14 protein-coding genes are annotated in these 16,482 nt (G+C 71.3%); 3 read left to right on the plus strand and 11 right to left on the minus strand.

What is annotated here, in order from left to right; genetic code table 11:
* Nucleotides 1-20: 20 nt before the first annotated feature.
* The 7 genes from DAA34_RS11210 to DAA34_RS11240 are packed head-to-tail and all read right to left on the minus strand — an operon-like array spanning nt 21 to nt 8,575.
* A complete protein-coding gene (locus DAA34_RS11210; RefSeq protein WP_234354226.1) occupies nt 21-1,691 on the minus strand; it encodes an amidohydrolase in 1,671 nt (556 codons plus the stop codon).
* Nucleotides 1,688-2,971 (minus strand): saccharopine dehydrogenase family protein, encoded by a 1,284-nt coding sequence (locus DAA34_RS11215; protein ID WP_106820132.1) that lies wholly within the window; start codon nt 2,969-2,971, stop codon nt 1,688-1,690. The genes DAA34_RS11210 and DAA34_RS11215 overlap by 4 nt, the downstream gene beginning before the upstream one ends.
* A gap of 13 nt (nt 2,972-2,984) precedes the next feature.
* Nucleotides 2,985-3,794, minus strand: coding sequence for an ABC transporter permease (locus DAA34_RS11220; RefSeq protein ID WP_106819368.1), 810 nt, complete (start codon nt 3,792-3,794; stop codon nt 2,985-2,987).
* Complete coding sequence (locus tag DAA34_RS11225) at nt 3,794-4,705, minus strand: ABC transporter permease (protein WP_106819370.1); 912 nt, start codon at nt 4,703-4,705, stop codon at nt 3,794-3,796. Before DAA34_RS11225 ends, DAA34_RS11220 begins: the two co-directional genes overlap by 1 nt.
* Nucleotides 4,702-5,835, minus strand: coding sequence for an ABC transporter ATP-binding protein (locus tag DAA34_RS11230; protein ID WP_106819372.1), 1,134 nt, complete (start codon nt 5,833-5,835; stop codon nt 4,702-4,704). Before DAA34_RS11230 ends, DAA34_RS11225 begins: the two co-directional genes overlap by 4 nt.
* A complete protein-coding gene (locus DAA34_RS11235) occupies nt 5,835-7,070 on the minus strand; it encodes an ABC transporter substrate-binding protein (RefSeq protein WP_106819374.1) in 1,236 nt (411 codons plus the stop codon). The genes DAA34_RS11230 and DAA34_RS11235 overlap by 1 nt, the downstream gene beginning before the upstream one ends.
* Before the next feature lie 59 nt (nt 7,071-7,129).
* Nucleotides 7,130-8,575: a gamma-aminobutyraldehyde dehydrogenase gene (locus DAA34_RS11240; RefSeq protein WP_234354227.1), complete on the minus strand. Its 1,446-nt coding sequence runs from the start codon at nt 8,573-8,575 to the stop codon at nt 7,130-7,132.
* Between the two features lie 188 nt (nt 8,576-8,763).
* Here DAA34_RS11240 and DAA34_RS11245 point away from each other — a divergent pair, with 188 nt between their 5' ends.
* Both DAA34_RS11245 and DAA34_RS11250 read left to right on the plus strand, forming a co-directional pair.
* Nucleotides 8,764-9,258 carry an Lrp/AsnC family transcriptional regulator gene (locus DAA34_RS11245; RefSeq protein WP_106819378.1) on the plus strand — a complete coding sequence of 165 codons (495 nt, stop codon included), beginning with the start codon at nt 8,764-8,766 and terminating at the stop codon, nt 9,256-9,258.
* Entirely contained in the window at nt 9,255-10,676 is a 1,422-nt protein-coding gene (locus tag DAA34_RS11250) for an aspartate aminotransferase family protein (RefSeq protein ID WP_106819380.1), read from the plus strand. Before DAA34_RS11245 ends, DAA34_RS11250 begins: the two co-directional genes overlap by 4 nt.
* Nucleotides 10,677-10,742: 66 nt before the next feature.
* Here the strand turns inward: DAA34_RS11250 and DAA34_RS11255 are convergent, their stop codons facing one another.
* From DAA34_RS11255 to DAA34_RS11270, 4 genes are all read right to left on the minus strand, one after another.
* Nucleotides 10,743-12,029: a sugar ABC transporter permease gene (locus tag DAA34_RS11255; RefSeq protein WP_106819383.1), complete on the minus strand. Its 1,287-nt coding sequence runs from the start codon at nt 12,027-12,029 to the stop codon at nt 10,743-10,745.
* Complete coding sequence (locus DAA34_RS11260; protein WP_199847457.1) at nt 12,026-12,823, minus strand: ATP-binding cassette domain-containing protein; 798 nt, start codon at nt 12,821-12,823, stop codon at nt 12,026-12,028. Before DAA34_RS11260 ends, DAA34_RS11255 begins: the two co-directional genes overlap by 4 nt.
* A gap of 19 nt (nt 12,824-12,842) precedes the next feature.
* A complete protein-coding gene (locus tag DAA34_RS11265) occupies nt 12,843-13,922 on the minus strand; it encodes an ABC transporter substrate-binding protein (RefSeq protein ID WP_106819385.1) in 1,080 nt (359 codons plus the stop codon).
* 128 nt (nt 13,923-14,050) lie between these two features.
* Nucleotides 14,051-15,223 carry an ROK family transcriptional regulator gene (locus tag DAA34_RS11270; RefSeq protein WP_106819387.1) on the minus strand — a complete coding sequence of 391 codons (1,173 nt, stop codon included), beginning with the start codon at nt 15,221-15,223 and terminating at the stop codon, nt 14,051-14,053.
* 45 nt (nt 15,224-15,268) lie between these two features.
* On the opposite strand from DAA34_RS11270, the gene DAA34_RS11275 reads away from it, so the two are divergent.
* Nucleotides 15,269-16,468 (plus strand): LOG family protein, encoded by a 1,200-nt coding sequence (locus DAA34_RS11275; RefSeq protein WP_106819389.1) that lies wholly within the window; start codon nt 15,269-15,271, stop codon nt 16,466-16,468.
* The last annotated feature ends 14 nt before the right edge of the window (nt 16,469-16,482 follow it).

Raw genomic sequence — 16,482 nt, forward strand, 5'->3', positions numbered from 1 at the left:
TCCTTCGGATCGGTGGTCGGTCAGGACCGGGGGTGGTCGGCGTCGTGCACGAGACGGCCGGCGAGCCACGTGCGGCGGGCGCCGATACGGGCGAGCGCGGTCCGGTCGGCGGCCGCTCTGGGGTCGTCCGAGAGGAGCACGAGGTCGGCGTCGGCCCCGACCTCGAGCGTCCCGGCACGACGGAAGGCCTGGTGGGCGCAGCCGGCGGTGTAGGCCCGCACGGCGTCCGCCACTGCAAGTCGCTGGGCGGGGACCCAGCCACCGTGCGGGGCACCCTCGTCGGTCTGCCGCGTGCACGCGACGGCGATCCCGGCGAAGGGCTCGGCCGCGCTCACCGGCCAGTCCGAGCCCATGCTGAGGACCGCGCCGGAACCGACGAGATCGGCGAAGGCGTACTGCTCCTCGACCCGTCCGTCGCCCAGTCGCGGGATCGTCAGGACCTCCATGAGGGCGTCGAGCTGGGCCCACAGGGGTTCCGCGTTCGCCACGACACCGAGCGCCGCGAAGCGCTCCCGGTCGGCCCGGTCGACGAGCTGGACGTGCGCGATGACGGGACGGCGGTCCCGCGGCCCGTTCGTGCGGGACGCGTGCTCGATCGCGTCGAGGGCGACCCGGCTGGCCCGGTCCCCGATGGCGTGGACGTGGGCCTGGAAGCCGTGTGCGTCGACGGCGGTCAGGGCGTCGGCGAGGAGGTCGGCCGGCCAGACGAGCATCCCGTCCGGCGCGCAGCGGCACCCCGCGTGGGCCTCCCGGTGACTGCCGGGGGCGAGCCCGTCGGCGAGCGTGGCGTACGGCGACAGGAGGGCCGCGGTCGCGTTCTCGACGACCCCGTCGCCGAAGAACTTGACCGTCTCCGCCGTGAGCATCGGGTTCCCCAGCTCCCGTACCGCCTCGCGCATCGCGAGGAGCTCGTCGAGCTGGTCGGGCCACCGGCGCGGGTCGGCGTAGAGGGCGAGGTTGACGCGGGCGTGGAGCCGGCCGGTGCGCGCGGCCTCGATCCACGCGGGGAGCTCGAGCGGGGTCACCCAGGCGTCCTGGACCCAGGTGATGCCCAGCTCGAGGTAGCGCCGCGTCGCGGTCTCGACCGCCTCGACCATCGAGGTGAGCTCCCACGGTCCGAGCGCCTCGTCGACGAGGTCGACCGCACCCCACTCGCGCAGGGTGCCGAGCGGGGACCCGTCCTCGCGGCGGTCGATCTGCCCCAGGACGGGCTCGGGGGTGTCGCTGTCGATGCCGGCGGCCGCGAGCGCCGCCGAGTTGACCCACACCGTGTGGTAGTCCCACGCGCGCAGGACGACCGGGCGGTCCGGGACCGCCTCGTCGAGCCAGCGCGCGTCGAACAGGCCGCCGGGCACGAGGCTGGCGTCGTAGGACGCGCCACGGATGACGGGCAGCTCCGGGTGCTGCTCGGCGAACCGTCGGACGGCCTCGACGATCTCCTCGACCGACGAGGCGCCGCGCACCGCCGGGCCCTTGCCCTCCAGCCCGCCGAAGAGCGGGTGGGCGTGGCCGTCCCCGAGCGCGGGCAGCAGGAGCCCGTCCCCGGCGTCGGTCGCCGTCACGCCGCGGTCGGTCGCCCAGCGGCGGGCCTCCTCCCCTCGGGCGACGATGCGCCCGTCCTCGATCGCCAGTGCGTCGGTCTCCCCCGAGACGGGGCACCACATGGTGCCCTCGAGCAGGAGAGCGGTCACCGATCCTCCATTCCCCACGGCGCGCCGTAGCCCTCGGGCTTGGGCGCGGCGAGCAGGTCGAGGAAGGGCTTGGCGTCGAAGGCCTCCGGCCCGAGGACACCCGCGCCGGACCACGTGCCGTTCGCGAGGAGCTCGAGCGCGACGACGGGGTTGAGCGCCGTCTGCCAGACGACGCACTGACTGTCGTAGTCCCGCATCGAGTCGGCGTTGTCGACGACGTGGTAGAGGTACGTCGCCCGCGGCGCGCCGTCCTTCCCGGTGCCCGTGACGAAGAGCCCGGCGCAGGTCTTGCCCTCCATCCGCGGTCCGATCGTCGCCGGGTCCGGCAGGCAGGCCGCGACGACGTCACGCGGGCTGACCTCGACGCCCTTGACGGACACCTTCTCGGTCGAGTCGAGCCCGAGCTCGTGGAGGGTCTTGAGCATCGAGATCATCTGCTCGCCGAGCCCGTACTTGAAGGTGACCCGCTGCGCGTCGACCCAGCGCGGCATGAGGAGGACCTCCTCGTGCTCGACCTGGACGCACTCGACCGGACCGATGCCCTCGGGGAAGTCGAAGACCTCCGGCTCGCTGAACGGCGGGAGGGTGAAGAAGCCCTTCTCGACGTCGTAGGCGCCGTCGGCCTCGGCACGGGCCCGTTCCCACACGACCGGCGGGTTGAGGCACTCCTCGATGATCGTCCACATCGAGAAGCCGGGCGCGAAGACCTCGTTGCCGTCCTCGTCCCGCACGACGAGGTTCGCGCCGTCACGGGTACCGAGCTCGTCGATCGAGGAGAAGAGGTGGTCCGCGGCGTACCGCGCGAAGACGTCGGACAGGCCCGGCTCGACGCCGATGCCCAGGAGGGCGAGCCGGCCGGCCGCCTCCCACTCCCCCGCCGCGGCGAGCTGCTCGTCGCCGAGCTTGCGGCCGACCTTGGCGTAGGGCTCGTCCGGGTGCGGCGTCGACAGCGACATCGCCATGTCGAGGTAGTCGGCCCCCGCGGCGAGCGCCCCGCGGAAGATCGGCATGACGAACCGCGGGTCCACCGCGTTGAGGACGTGCGTCGCGCCGTGCTCCCGGGCGAGCGCCGTCACCGCCGCCTCGTCCGAGGCGTCGACCCGGGCGGCGACGAACCGGTCGGCCCGCTCGCCCGCCCGCTCCCGGACCGAGGCGACGGTCGCCTCCGCCCGGGCGAGGTCGTAGTCGGCGACGACCCATGCCTCGTAGAAGTCACGCTCGGCAGCGATCCGCGCGGCGGCGTCACCGACGCCACCCGCCCCCACCATGAGCACTCTGATCGATCCGGACATGTCAGGCCTTCCTCCGGGACCCGATGACCTGGGCGGCGACGACGAGCAGCACCGCGATGAGGAACATCGAGAACCCGATGACGTTGGCCTGCGCGGGGATACCGCGCAGGTAGGACACGTACACGTACTTCGGGAACGTCGACTCGTCGCCGCTGACGAAGTTCGTGATGATGAAGTCGTCGAACGACAGCGAGAAGCTGAGCAGCGCCGCGCCGACGATGCCGGGCATGACGAGCGGGAGGGTGACCCGCCAGAAGGTCCCGGCCGGGCCGGCGTACAGGTCCTGGGCCGCCTCCTCCATCCGGGCGTCCATCGACTGCAGCCGCGCGCGGACGGTGACGACGACGAAGCTGAGGCAGAACATCACGTGGGCGATGAAGACCGTCCAGAAGCCCAGCTCGACGGCCCCCCGGAACCCCTGGACGAAGATCGTCAGGAGGCTCGCGCCGAGGACGATCTCCGGCGTCGCCATCGGCACGAACACGAGCGTGTTCGCCGCGGCCTTGCCCCGGAAGCGGTGCCGGACGAGGGCGAAGGCGATCATCGTCCCGAGGATGGTGGCGACGAGCGTCGACAGCGCACCGATCCGCAGGGACACCCCGAGCGCCTCGCACACCCCCTGGGCCCCGCACGGGTCGGCCCAGTGCTTGAGCGTCGGGGGCTTGGAAGAGTTCCACACGATGTTCGACTTCTTGTAGTCGTTGAACGAGAAGGCGAAGGTGTACGCGACGGGGAGGAAGAGATACAGCAGGACGAGGATCGCGGAGATCATGACGAAGCGGTCGGCGATCCAGCGGGTGACGGTGCGCATCAGACGAGCTCCTCGGTGCCGAACTTCCGGACGTAGAGGAATACGAGGGCGAGGATGATCGCCATCAGGGTGAACGAGAGCGCCGCCGCTGTCGGGTAGCCACCGGGCACGCGGAAGAACTGGCTCTCGATGACGTTGCCGACCATCTTCGTGCTCCGGTCGGAGCCGAGCAGCTCGGCGTTGACGTAGTCGCCGGCCGCCGGGATGAAGGTGAGCAGCGTGCCGGCGAGCACGCCCGGCATCGACATCGGCAGGGTCACCGTCCGGAAGGTCGTCAGCCCGTTGCCGTAGAGGTCTCCCCCGGCCTCGATGACCTTCGGGTCGGCCCGCTCCAACGAGGAGTAGATCGGCAGGACCATGAACGGGAGGAAGTTGTACGTCAGGCCGGCGACGACCGCGACCCAGGTCTCCGTGATGTGCCCGCCGGGCAGGAGGTGGAGGAACCGCAGGGTCGTGGCGACCGGCCCCTCGTCGGCGAGGATCTGCCGCCAGGCGATCGTCCGGAGGATGAACGACGTGAAGAACGGCGCGATGACGAGGATGAGCATGACGTTCCGCCAGCGGCCGGCCTTGAACGCCATCGCGTACGCGAGGGGGTAGGCCAGGAGGAAGGCGAAGAACGTCGCCAGCGCTCCGTAGAGCAGCGAGCGGAGCAGGTGCGGCCAGTACTCGGCGATCGCGTCGGCGTAGTTGCCGACGTTGACGTCGCGGTAGTAGTAGCCGGGGTACCCGGGGAACCCGCTCTGCAGCGACACGGCGGCGAGCTGGACGAGCGGCCACACGAAGAAGACGAGCAGCCAGACGATGCCCGGCGCCAGGAGCAGCCACGCCCACGGGCTCTTGCGGGACCGCGGCGGCTCACCGGTCCCCGGCGTCCCGGCCGACCGGGCGGCCACCTGCGCGGCGCTCACGACGACTCCGGTCGGGGCACGGCGAAGGCGTGCGCGGAGTTCCACGCGAGCCACACGGTGTCGCCGGGACGGATGGTGTTCCGCTCCACGTCGAGGTTCTGCTCGTGCACGTTCCACCTCGCCCCGCTCGCGGTCTGCACGAGGTACTCGGTGGCGACGCCCGTGAACGAGACGTCGAGCACGGTGGCGGCGAGGTCGTTCCCACCGTGCTCCGGTCGCTCCTCGAGGATGCGGACCTTCTCGGGTCGGACCCCGAAGAGGATCTCCCCCTGCGTCACCGCGGCCCGGGCGGCCGGGATGCGCACGGTGGTGCCGGCGACGTCGGCGACGATCGCGTCGCCGTCCCGCCCGGTGACCTGCGCCGCACCGAGGTTGGACCGGCCGACGAAGTTCGCGACGAAGGCCGTGCGCGGCAGGTCGTAGAGCGCCTCGGGGTGCCCCATCTGCTCGATCCGCCCGCCGTTCATCACCGCGACGGTGTCGGCCATGGTCATGGCCTCCTCCTGGTCGTGGGTGACGTGGACGAAGGTCAGCCCGACCTCGGTCTGGATCCGCTTGAGCTCCAGCTGCATCTCGCGCCGCAGCTTGAGGTCGAGCGCACCGAGCGGCTCGTCGAGGAGGAGCACCTCGGGCTGGTTGACGATGGCCCGGGCGAGCGCGACCCGCTGCTGCTGACCGCCGGAGAGCTGGCCCGGCTTGCGCCCGGCGAGGTGATCCATCTGGACCAGGCGCAGCGCGTCGTCGGCCTGCTCGTGGGCGTCCTTGACCCCGCGGCGGCGGGGCCCGAACGCGACGTTGTCCCGGACGGTGAGGTGCGGGAAGAGCGCGTAGCTCTGGAAGACGGTGTTCACCGGGCGCTCGTAGGGGCGCGTGCCGGTGAGGTCGGTCTCCCCGATGAGGACCCGTCCCTTCGTCGGCTGCTCGAGCCCGGCGATCATCCGCAGGGTCGTCGTCTTGCCGCAGCCGGAGGGGCCGAGGAGCGCGAAGAAGCTGCCGCGCGGCACGACGAGCTCGAGGTCGTCGACGACGACGTTGTCACCGAACGCCTTGGTCACGTGGTCGAGGTGGAGGTCGCCGGTGGCGGCGCGGGTCCGGGTGGCGGTCGAGCCGCGGGAGCCGAAGATGCCCATCAGTTGCCGACCACCTTCTGCCAGAGGGCGCTGTACTCCTGGTCCTCCTCGGGACTCAGGGCGACGAAGCCCTGGATGTTCTTCTCCCTGATGTACGCGGCGTCGGGGAAGATGAACGGGCTCTTCGCGAGCTCGGGGTCGATCTTCTCCATCTCTGCCTGCGCGCCCTGGACGGGGCAGACGTAGTTGACCCACGCGGCGACCTGGGCGGCGACCTTCGGGTCGTAGTAGTAGTTCATGACCCGCTCGGCGTTGCGCCGGTGGGTGCTCGTGATCGGGATCATCATGTTGTCGCTCCAGATCGTCCCGCCGGACTCGGGGATGACGAACTGCCAGTCGTCGTCCTCGGTCTCGCTGCGCAGGGCAAAGAGGTCGCCGGACCACACGATCCCCGCGACCGCGTTCCCGCTCTTGAGGTCGGAAATGTAGCTGTTGCCCTTGACCCGGCGGATGTTGCCGTCCGAGATCCGCTTGTCGACCTCGTCGAGGCCGGCCTGGAACTGGTCCTTGGTGAACGCCTTGCCGAGGTCGACACCCTGGGACTGCATGATGAGGCCGACGGTGTCGCGCATCTCGGACAGGACCGAGACCCGGCCCTTGAGGTTGGGTGCCCAGAGGTCCTCGATCGTCTTGAGCTCGCGTCCCACCTTCCGGCGGTTGTAGCCGATGCCGGCGAAACCCGTCTGCCACGTGAGCGAGTACTGCCGGCCCGGGTCGAACGAGACCTCCTTGAGCGGCTCGAGGAGGTTGCCCGCGTTCGGCATCTGGATGAGCTCGAGCGGCTGCACGAGCCCCTCCCGGATGACACGGTTGGCCATCCAGTCGGTGAGCACGAAGATGTCGGTTTTGATGTCCTGCTTGGCCCGCAGCTGCGGCGCGACCTTGTTGACGTAGCTGTCGTTGTCGTCGACATCAACGCTGTAGGTGACCTTGATCCCGGACTTCTTCTCGAACGCCTCGAGGGTCGGGTAGTGATTGCCCGAGTCGTCCTTGTCCATGTAGGCGTCCCAGTTCGACCAGCGGACGACCTTCTCGGTCGCCGACCGGTCCGTGGGGAGCTCGACCTTGGCGGCGCCACCGGCTGGCGGGGGCGGCGGGGCGCACGCGGCGAGGGCACCCACGGCGCCGACGCCGAGCGCACCCGTGAGGAGCGCGCGGCGAGAGGCCAGGCTGGTCGAGGCGAGCCGCAGGAGCTCGCGCGTGGTGGGGTCGGCTGGAGGCCGGAAGGGCGCCATGCATGCCTTCTTCCGTCGAAGGGTCGGGGTGGGAGGGGTGCGGGTGGTCCCGCCGTCCGTCAGGACTCGATGTTTGCCATGACGTGCTTGATCCGGGTGTAGTCCTCGAACCCGTACATCGACAGGTCCTTGCCGTACCCGGACTTCTTGAATCCGCCGTGCGGCATCTCGGCGACGACGGGGATGTGGGTGTTGATCCACACGCAGCCGAAGTCGAGCCGGGTGCTCATGCGCATCGCCCGGCCGAAGTCCCGGGTCCACACCGACGACGCGAGTCCGTACTCGACGCCGTTGGCCCAGCGGACCGCCTCGTCCTCGTCGGTGAAGCGCTGGACCGTGATGACCGGCCCGAAGATCTCGTCCTGGATCGCCTCGTCGTCCTGGCGCAGTCCGGAGACGACGGTCGGCTCGACGAAGAAGCCGTCGCCCATCGACGCCATCCGGTGGCCACCGGCGGCGAGCGAGGCGTGGTCGGGCAGCCGGTCGATGAACCCGGTGACCCGCTCGAGCTGGTTGCGGTTGTTCACCGGCCCGAAGGCCGCGTCGGCGTCGTCGGGCATGCCGACCCTGACCTCGTTCTTCACGTACTCGGCCAGCGCGGCGACGAAGTCGTCGTGGATCCCGGGCGCGGCCAGGACGCGCGTGGCAGCCGTGCAGTCCTGGCCGGCGTTGAAGTACCCGGCGCCGGCGATCCCTGCGACCGCCTGCTCGATGTCGGCGTCGTCGAAGACGACGACGGGCGCCTTGCCGCCGAGCTCGAGGTGGACCCGCTTGAGGTTCTTCGCCGCAGAACCGGCGACCTCGATGCCCGCTCGGACGGACCCGGTGATCGCGACGAGACCCGGCGTGTCGTGCTCGACGACGAGCCGACCGGTGTCCCGGTCGCCGGTGACGACGTTGAACGCGCCCTCGGGGAGGAACTCCGAGGCGATCTCGGCCATGAGGAGGGTCGACTCCGGGGTCGTGTCGCTCGGCTTGATGACGATCGTGTTCCCCGCTGCGAGCGCGGGGGCGATCTTCCAGGCCGCCATCATCATCGGGTAGTTCCACGGGGTGACCTGGCCGACGACGCCGATGGGCTCACGGCGGATCCAGCTCGTGTGGCCCGGCATGTATTCCCCCGCGGCGCGCCCCTCGAGGACCCGTGCGGCGCCGGCGAAGAACCGGATCTGGTCGCACATCGGCGGGATCTCCTCGGACGCCGTGAGCGCCTTCGGCTTGCCGGTGTTCTCGGTCTCGACGGCGATGAGCTCCTCGGCCCGCGCCTCGTACGCGTCGGCGATCTTCAGCAGGGCCGCCTGGCGCTCCGAGGGGGTGGTCCGCCCCCAGGTCTCGAAGGCCGTGGCCGCCGCCGCGTAGGCCGCGTCGACGTCCGCCTCGGTCCCGACCGGGGCGGAGGCGACGACCGCGCCGGTCGAGGGGTCGATGACGTCCTGGCGTCGGCCTCCGTGGGCCTCGACGTACTGACCGTTGACGAAGTTGCGCAGCTGGCGGGGGGTGCTCACGGCTTGGCCTCTCCTCGATGAGGGGTCTTGAAGTGACCCCGACCATAGACCGCCGCCGCCACCCATGGAAGGGAAACTCGCAACGAATTTCGACTTTTTCGCCGGTAACCGGCATGAAACACGCCGGAAACGACGAATTGCGTCGGACAGGGGTCGCCTGACCAAGGATCACGCGCTACGGTGCTCGCATGTCGCCATTCCCCCCGCCCCGTAGACGTGGGACCGCCACGGACGAGAACGGGCTCGACGGCATCTCGAAGGCGATCATCGAGACGCTCCAGAAGGACGGCCGCCAGCCGTACGCGTCGATCGCCAAGCAGGTCGGGCTCTCCGAGACGGCGGTGCGCCAGCGGGTGCAACGCCTCCTCGAGGACGACGTCATGCAGGTCGTCGCCGTCACCGATCCGCTCCAGGTGGGCTTCCACCGGCAGGCCATGATCGCCATCACCGTCGAGGGCGACCTTCGCCCGGTCGGGGATGCCCTCACGGAGATGCCGGAGGTCAGCTACGTCGTCACGACCGCCGGCAGCGTCGACCTCCTCGCGGAGGTCGTCTGCGAGGACGACGACGAGCTGCTCGACCTGCTCACCACCCGGATCCGCACGCTGCCCGGCGTGCGGACGACCGAGACCTTCGTCTATCTGAAACTCAACAAGCAGCACTACGACTGGGGAACACGATGACCACGACACACCAGGAGACCCCGAGCACGCCGGAGCCCGGGCGCACCCCGCTCGGTACGCCGCGCGCGCAGGCCGCCCGGGACAACCTGTGGCTCCACTTCACGCGCCACTCGGTGCTCGAGGAGGGCAACGACGTCCCGATCATCGTCCGCGGCGAGGGCCACACGATCTGGGACGCGAACGGCAAGGAGTACATCGACGGGCTTGCGGGCCTCTTCGTCGTCCAGGTCGGGCACGGCCGGGCCGAGCTCGCCGAGGCGGCCGCCAAGCAGGCCGAGCAGCTCGCGTTCTTCCCGCTGTGGTCGTACGCCCACCCCGCGGCGATCGACCTCGCGGAGCGGCTCGCGGCCGGCGCCCCGGGCGACCTCAACCGGGTCTTCTTCACCACCGGCGGCGGCGAGGCCGTGGAGTCCGCGTGGAAGCTGGCCAAGCAGTACTTCAAGATGACCGGCAAGCCCCACAAGCACAAGGTCATCTCCCGGTCGATCGCCTACCACGGCACGCCGCAGGGCGCCCTGTCGATCACCGGCCTGCCGCCGCTGAAGGCCGACTTCGAGCCGCTGGTGCCCGGTGCGCACAAGGTGCCGAACACGAACATCTACCGCGCCGACGAGCACCTGCGCGACGACCCCAAGGCGTTCGGCCGGTGGGCTGCCGACCGGATCGCCGAGGCGATCGAGTTCGAGGGGCCCGAGACCGTCGCGGCCGTCTTCCTCGAGCCCGTGCAGAACGCCGGTGGCTGCTTCCCGCCGCCGCCCGGGTACTTCGAGCGCGTGCGCGAGATCTGCGACGAGTACGACGTCCTGCTCGTCTCCGACGAGGTCATCTGCGCCTTCGGCCGCGTCGGGTCGATGTTCGCCTCGACCGACTTCGGGTACCAGCCGGACATCATCACGTGCGCCAAGGGCATGACCTCGGGCTACTCCCCCATCGGCGCGATGATCGCCAGCGACCGTCTCTTCGAGCCCTTCAGGAAGGGCACGGCGATGTACGCGCACGGCTTCACCTTCGGCGGTCACCCGGTGAGCGCCGCGGTCGCGATGGCCAACCTCGACATCTTCGAGCGCGAGGGCCTCAACGACCACGTCAAGGAGAACAGCCCGGCCTTCCGGCGGACGCTCGAGAAGCTCCTCGACCTGCCGCTCGTCGGTGATGTCCGCGGCGAGGGCTACTTCTTCGGGATCGAGCTCGTCAAGGACAAGGCGACGCGCGAGACGTTCGACGAGGCGGAGTCCGAGCGGCTCCTGCGCGGGTACCTCAGCAAGGCGCTCTTCGACGCCGGGCTGTACTGCCGCGCCGACGACCGGGGCGACCCGGTGATCCAGCTCGCGCCGCCGCTGACGATCGGGCAGCCGGAGTTCGACGACATCGAGCAGCGGCTCCGCTCGGTCCTCCAGGGCGCCGCGAAGCACCTCTGATCGACGCCACGACGACCGAGGCCCCCGACCGTTGCGGTCGGGGGCCTCGGTCGTCGTGCCGGGCGGTCAGGCCCGTCCGGCCGCGGCGCGGGTGCGCCGGCTCACCGAGTCGATGATGACCGCGAGCAGGAGGACCGCACCGGTGACCATGTAGCGGATCGAGCTGTCGAGATCGAGCAGGTTGAGCCCGCTGCTGATCGACGTGATGACGAGGATGCCCAGGAGGGCCGACCACGCCGATCCGCGCCCGCCGAACAGGCTCGTCCCACCGATGACGGCGGCGGCGATCGCGTTGAGGTTCGTGTCGGCCGCACCGGAGCTCTGGTTCGCCGCCGCGAGGCGCGCCGCGGCGAAGATGCCGCCGAGGGCCGCGAACGTCGAGCACAGCGCGAAGACCGACAGGTAGATCGCCCTCACCTTGATGCCCGCCCGCCGCGCGGCCTCGACGTTGCCCCCGACGGCCATGACGGAGCGTCCCCACCGGGTGCGCCGCAGTGCGACGTCCATGACGACGACGAGCGCGAGGAACACGAGGAACATCACCGACAGCCCACGACCCCGGTTGAGGTACCACAGCGGCGCCAGGAGGAGGAGGGCCAGGAGCGCGGCCCGCACGAGCGTGCCCGCCAGCCCCTCGGTCGAGAGCCCGGCCGCGGCCCGTCGGCGGTCCGAGACGACCCGCGCGATCAGGTAGGCGAGCACCGCGGCGAGCGCGACGAGGTAGGAGACGACCGGGGTGAGGAACGACTTCTGCGCGAACTGGACGACCGGGCTGTCGAAGTCGAGGTTGATCGTCCCCTCCTTGCCCAGGACGAACAGCTGCAGTCCTTGGAAGGCGAGGAGGCCCGCGAGGGTGATGACGAAGCTCGGCACCCCGAACCTCGTGAACAGCGCGCCGTAGACGAGGCCGATGAGCGTGCCGACGAGGATCGTCGCCACGAGGGCCAGGGCGAGCGGCCAGCCGCGGTTGACGAGGGTGACCGCGAGGATCGCCGACGCCAGGCCGCTGACCGAGCCGACCGACAGGTCGATCTCCCCGAGCAGGAGGACCAGGACGATCCCGATGGCGATCGTCCCGATGGCCGCGCTCTGCACGGTGAGGTTGACGAGGTTGCGCGGGGAGAGGAAGGCGTCGTTGAGGCTGCCGAAGACGGCCCAGATGATGACGAGCCCGACGACGACCGGGAGCGAGCCGAGGTCGCCGGAGCGGATCCGGTCCCAGGCCTCCGCGACGGTGCCACCGACCCCCGAGCGCCGGGCGACGAGGCGTTCGTCGCTGCGGTCTGCGGGCACGGCGGCGTTGGTCGAGGCGGTGGGGTCGACGTCGTGGTTCTGCGGCGTCGTGGTGCTCATCGGACGACCTCCTCGGTCGTGCGGCGCGCGGCGCGCGCCGAGACGGCGTTGCTCGTCGCCCCCGTGATGGCGGCGATGATCTCCTGGACGTTCGTCGACGCGACGTCGAAGGTCCCGTTGTTGCGACCCAGGCGCAGGACGCACACCCGGTCGGCGACGGCCATCACGTCGGACATGTTGTGGCTGATGAGGATGACGGCGAGGCCGTTGTCCCGCAGCCGCTCGACGAGGTTGAGCACCTCGGCCGTCTGGGCGACCCCGAGGGCCGCCGTCGGCTCGTCGAGCATGACGATCTTCGGGTCGCCGAGGATCGACCGGGCGATCGCCACGGTCTGCCGCTGGCCGCCGGAGAGGCTGGCCACGGGGATCCGGACGGACGGGATCTTCGCGCTCAGCTGCCGCAGCAGCCGCCAGCTCTCCTGCTCCATCGCGGCCTCGTCGAGCAGCCCGCCCGAGCGGAGCTCCCGACCGAGGAAGAGGTTGCCGACGACGTCGAGGTTGTCGCACAGCGCGAGGTCCTGGTAGACCGTCGCGATCCCGAGCCGCTGGGACTCGGCCGGACTGCTGATCGACACCTCGCGTCCGTCGACGGACACCCGGCCGGAGTCGGGGACGTAGACGCCGGCGATGGCCTTGACGAGGGTGGACTTGCCGGCGCCGTTGTCGCCGACAAGGGCCACGACCTCGCCCGGACGGACGTCGAAGTCGATGTCCTTGAGCGCCTGCACGGCACCGAACCGCTTGGACAGACCGGTGATCGACAGCACCGGCTCACCGGGCGAGGTCGTGGTCATCACGTGCTCCTCCGCCCCGTCAGCTCAGGCCGGCGTCGGCGCACTTCGCCTTGGCCGCACCGGTGCAGATCTTCGAGACGTCGTAGAACTCGTCGGCGACGACCGTGTCCTTGATGTTGTCCTTCGTCACGACGACGGGCTCCAGCAGCGTGGCGGGGACCCCGTCCTTGTCCGTCGACGACTCGGCCTCCTCGCCGTTGGCCAGCCGGACCGCGTTCTTCGCGGCGTCCTCGGCCTCGGGCTTGATCGCCTTGTAGATGGTGAAGGACTGGTCACCCGTGAGCAGCCGCTGGATCGCCGCGAGCTCGGCGTCCTGGCCGCCGACCGGCGGGAGCTCCTTGACGCCGCCACCCTTCATCGCGGCGATGACGCCACCGGCGGTGCCGTCGTTCGCGGCGTACACGCCGACGAGGTCGCCCTTGACCTTCGACAGCTGGCCCTCCATCCACGACTGCGCCTTGTCCGGGCTCCAGTCGGGGGTGTCGTACTCGGCGGCGATCGTGTAGCCGCTCTCGTCGAGGACCTTGTGCGCCCCGGCCTTGAAGTCGGCGGCGTTGGCGTCCGTCGGGGCGCCGTTGACCATGACGATGTCGCCTGACTTCTTGCCCGTCGCCTCGATCGCCTTGACCAGGCCCTCGCCCTGCAGCTCGCCGACCTTCTCGTTGTCGAAGGAGACGTAGTAGTCCGCCCCCTTGACGAACCGGTCGTAGGCGATGACGGGGACGTTCTCGGCCTTGGCGTCGGCGACCATCGTCGGGGCGGACTTGCCGTCGACGGCGTCGAGGACGATGACGTCCGCACCCTGCGTCATGGCCGCCTCGAACTGCTCCTGCTGCTTCTTCGGGTCCTGGTCGGCGTTGGAGTAGATGACCTCGCAGTCGGCGCACTCGGCCTTGACCGCGGCCTCGAAGAGCGGGCGGTCGAAGCTCTCGTAGCGGGTGGCCTTCGTCTCGGGCAGCAGCAGCGCGATCTTCTTCGCGCCACCCTCGCCTCCCCCACCGGCGCCACCGGAGTCGCCGCTCGACGAGCAGGCCGCGAGGCTGCCGGCCGCCAGGGCGACGGCGAAAGCGGCACCGACGGAACGGATGGGACGGTTCATGGGGATCTCCTCGTTGAGATGTGACGCCTCGCCGAGCGGTGGGGCTGCCGTGAGTCTGCGCTCGCCCAGCCTTGGCGTCAAGAAGTGAAGTCAACTGAGGTGCCGGCGTGTCGCCGGACGGTCGCCCTTTACGCCGGACGGGTCGTCGACGCGCGCTCGGCGGCGACGGCCATCGCGCCGACGACGTCCGCGTCCTCGCCGAGCGAGCCGGGGACGATCTCCACGCTCGCCGCGGCCGAGGGGATCGCGCAGCGCTCGACGCCCTCCCGGATCGGGTCGAGGAGCAGGTCGCCGGTGCGCGCGAGGGTCCCGCCGATCGACACCCGCTCGGGGTTGAGCAGGTTGACCACGCCGGCCACCGCGACGCCGATGTGACGGCCGGCGTCGGTGACGACCCGACGGCACCCGGGGTCCCCCGCGAGGGCGCGAGCCACGAGGTCCCGGAGCGCGAGATGGCCGTGGGTGACCGCGACCGCGCTCGACAGGGCCGACGACCCGACGAACGTGTCGAGGCAGCCCCGGTTGCCGCAGCGGCACACGGGGCCGTTCTCGTCGATCGTCACGTGGCCGATCTCCCCGGCCGTGCCCGCGCTGCCCCGGTGGACCCGGCCGTCGAGGACGATCCCGGCACCGATCCCGTGGGAGGTCTTCAGGTGACAGCCGTGCCGGACGCCGACGAGGGCTCCGCAGACCAGCTCCCCCTGCGCGGCGAGGTTGGCCGTGTTGTCGAGGACCACCGGGACGCCCAGGGCGGTCTCGAGCTCCCTGGCGGCGGCCACGCCTCGCCACCCCGGCAGGATCGCCTCGGACCCGACGTGACCGGAGACGGAGTCGACGGGGGCCGGCAGTCCCAGGGCGACGGCCCGCAGGTCGGTGCGTGCGGTGCCCGTCGAATCGAGCATGTCGCTCACCAGTCGCGCGGCCCGGCTCAGACCCTCGTCGGCGACGTGGTCCGGGGGCAGCGGAAGACGCACCCGCGAGCGCAGGTCCCGCGGACCGGTCCCCAGCGCGAGGCGGACGTCCCGGTCCCCGAAGGCGACACCGGCGACGACGCCCCGCCCGCCGACGGGCGCGACGAGCGCGGCCCGGCGCCCGTTGCGGACGGCTCGAGAGGTCTCCACCTCGCGGTCGGCGACGAGGTCCCGCACGAGGTTCGACACGGACGCGGCGCTGAGCCCGGTCGCCGCCGCGATCTCGACCTGGGTCAGCGGGCCGTGCCGGTCGAGCGCCTCGAGGACCCGCCCCCGGTTCGCGGCGCGCAGGGAGGCCTGGGACCCCGGTGCCCTCCCCAATGAGTTCATGGCGTGAATCTAACCCCAGCGGGCGATCCCGCCTATGGTCGAGCCATGGTCGCCCCGGACGAGACGCTCGCGGACCTGAGGACGACCGAGGTCCGCACGCACCCGGCCCTGCGGGACGGGCACCGCGGTGCACCCCGGGAGGTGACGACCCCGGCCGAGCTGCGCGCCCTGCTCGCGAGGCGGGCGCCGCTGGCCGGCGTGCGCATCCAGGACCTCGACCTCCACCCGTACGAGCGCCTCCTCCTCGGCGAGGAGGACCTCACCGGGCTCGTCGTCCTCGGCGGCACCCTGTCCCCCACGCTCGCGACCCACCTCCGGGAGCACGGGGCGATCGTCTTCCCCGCCGATCCGCACGCCCCGGTCAACCCCTACCGCGCGGGGCTCTACCACCCGGGCGAGCTGTACGAGGGCCTCACGGCCCGCGGCTACGCCGACACCCCCGACGCCCGCGCGTACGAGTGGTCCCGGGACGCGGCGCTCGAGGGCGATGTCTTCGTCACCCTGCTGCGGGCGATCCACGACGACTCGATGACCGACGCGCTCACCGACCACCTCGCCGGGCGGGAGGTCATCGGTGTCATGGGCGGGCACGCGATGGAGCGCGGGACCGCCGACTACGCCGCGGCGGCCCGGCTCGGCCACGACCTGGCCCACGCCGGGCGCGTCGTCCTCACCGGGGGCGGCCCCGGTGCGATGGAGGCGGCGAACCTCGGCGCGTACGTCGGGACCACCGACCGGCTCGAGCGGGCGCTCGCCGAGCTCGCCACCGTCCCGTCGTTCCGACCCTCGATCGACGACTGGGCGCAGGCCGCGATGGGGGTTCGCGCGTGGGTCCGGGAGGAGCGGCTGCTCGACGGGACGACCGGCATCCGGTCCGTCGGCGTCCCGACGTGGTTCTACGGCCACGAGCCGCCGAACGTCTTCTGCGGCGCGATCGCGAAGTACTTCTCGAACGCGCTGCGCGAGGACACCCTCCTGGCCCGGTCGAGCGCCGGCTTGGTCGTCCTGCCCGGCGCCGCGGGGACGGTGCAGGAGATCTTCCAGGCGGTGACGCCGCTGTTCTACGCGGCGCCGGACGCGCCCGTCCCCCCGCTCGTCCTCGTCGGGGTCGAGCACTGGTCGGTCACGGTCCCCGTGTGGCCGGTGCTGCGGGCGCTCGGCGAGGGCCGCTCCCTCGGCGCCAGCGTCCACCTCGTCGACACGGTCGAGGACGCCCGTGAGGTCGCCCTGGCCGCGCGCGGCTGACGCGGCTGCCCGGG

Origin of the sequence: Janibacter massiliensis (assembly GCF_900289115.1) — a bacterium.
Taxonomy (GTDB): Bacteria; Actinomycetota; Actinomycetes; order Actinomycetales; family Dermatophilaceae; genus Janibacter_A; species Janibacter_A massiliensis.

Bases quoted from the DNA above. Each gene is read 5' to 3' on its own strand.
- DAA34_RS11220 (WP_106819368.1), bottom strand. From the start codon at position 3,794: ATGCGCACCGTCACCCGCTGGATCGCCGACCGCTTCGTCATGATCTCC.
- DAA34_RS11230 (WP_106819372.1), bottom strand. From the start codon at position 5,835: ATGGGCATCTTCGGCTCCCGCGGCTCGACCGCCACCCGGACCCGCGCC.
- DAA34_RS11235 (WP_106819374.1), bottom strand. From the start codon at position 7,070: ATGGCGCCCTTCCGGCCTCCAGCCGACCCCACCACGCGCGAGCTCCTG.
- DAA34_RS11245 (WP_106819378.1), top strand. From the start codon at position 8,764: ATGTCGCCATTCCCCCCGCCCCGTAGACGTGGGACCGCCACGGACGAG.
- DAA34_RS11250 (WP_106819380.1), top strand. From the start codon at position 9,255: ATGACCACGACACACCAGGAGACCCCGAGCACGCCGGAGCCCGGGCGC.
- DAA34_RS11255 (WP_106819383.1), bottom strand. From the start codon at position 12,029: ATGAGCACCACGACGCCGCAGAACCACGACGTCGACCCCACCGCCTCG.
- DAA34_RS11260 (WP_199847457.1), bottom strand. From the start codon at position 12,823: ATGACCACGACCTCGCCCGGTGAGCCGGTGCTGTCGATCACCGGTCTG.
- DAA34_RS11265 (WP_106819385.1), bottom strand. From the start codon at position 13,922: ATGAACCGTCCCATCCGTTCCGTCGGTGCCGCTTTCGCCGTCGCCCTG.
- DAA34_RS11270 (WP_106819387.1), bottom strand. From the start codon at position 15,223: ATGAACTCATTGGGGAGGGCACCGGGGTCCCAGGCCTCCCTGCGCGCC.
- DAA34_RS11275 (WP_106819389.1), top strand. From the start codon at position 15,269: ATGGTCGCCCCGGACGAGACGCTCGCGGACCTGAGGACGACCGAGGTC.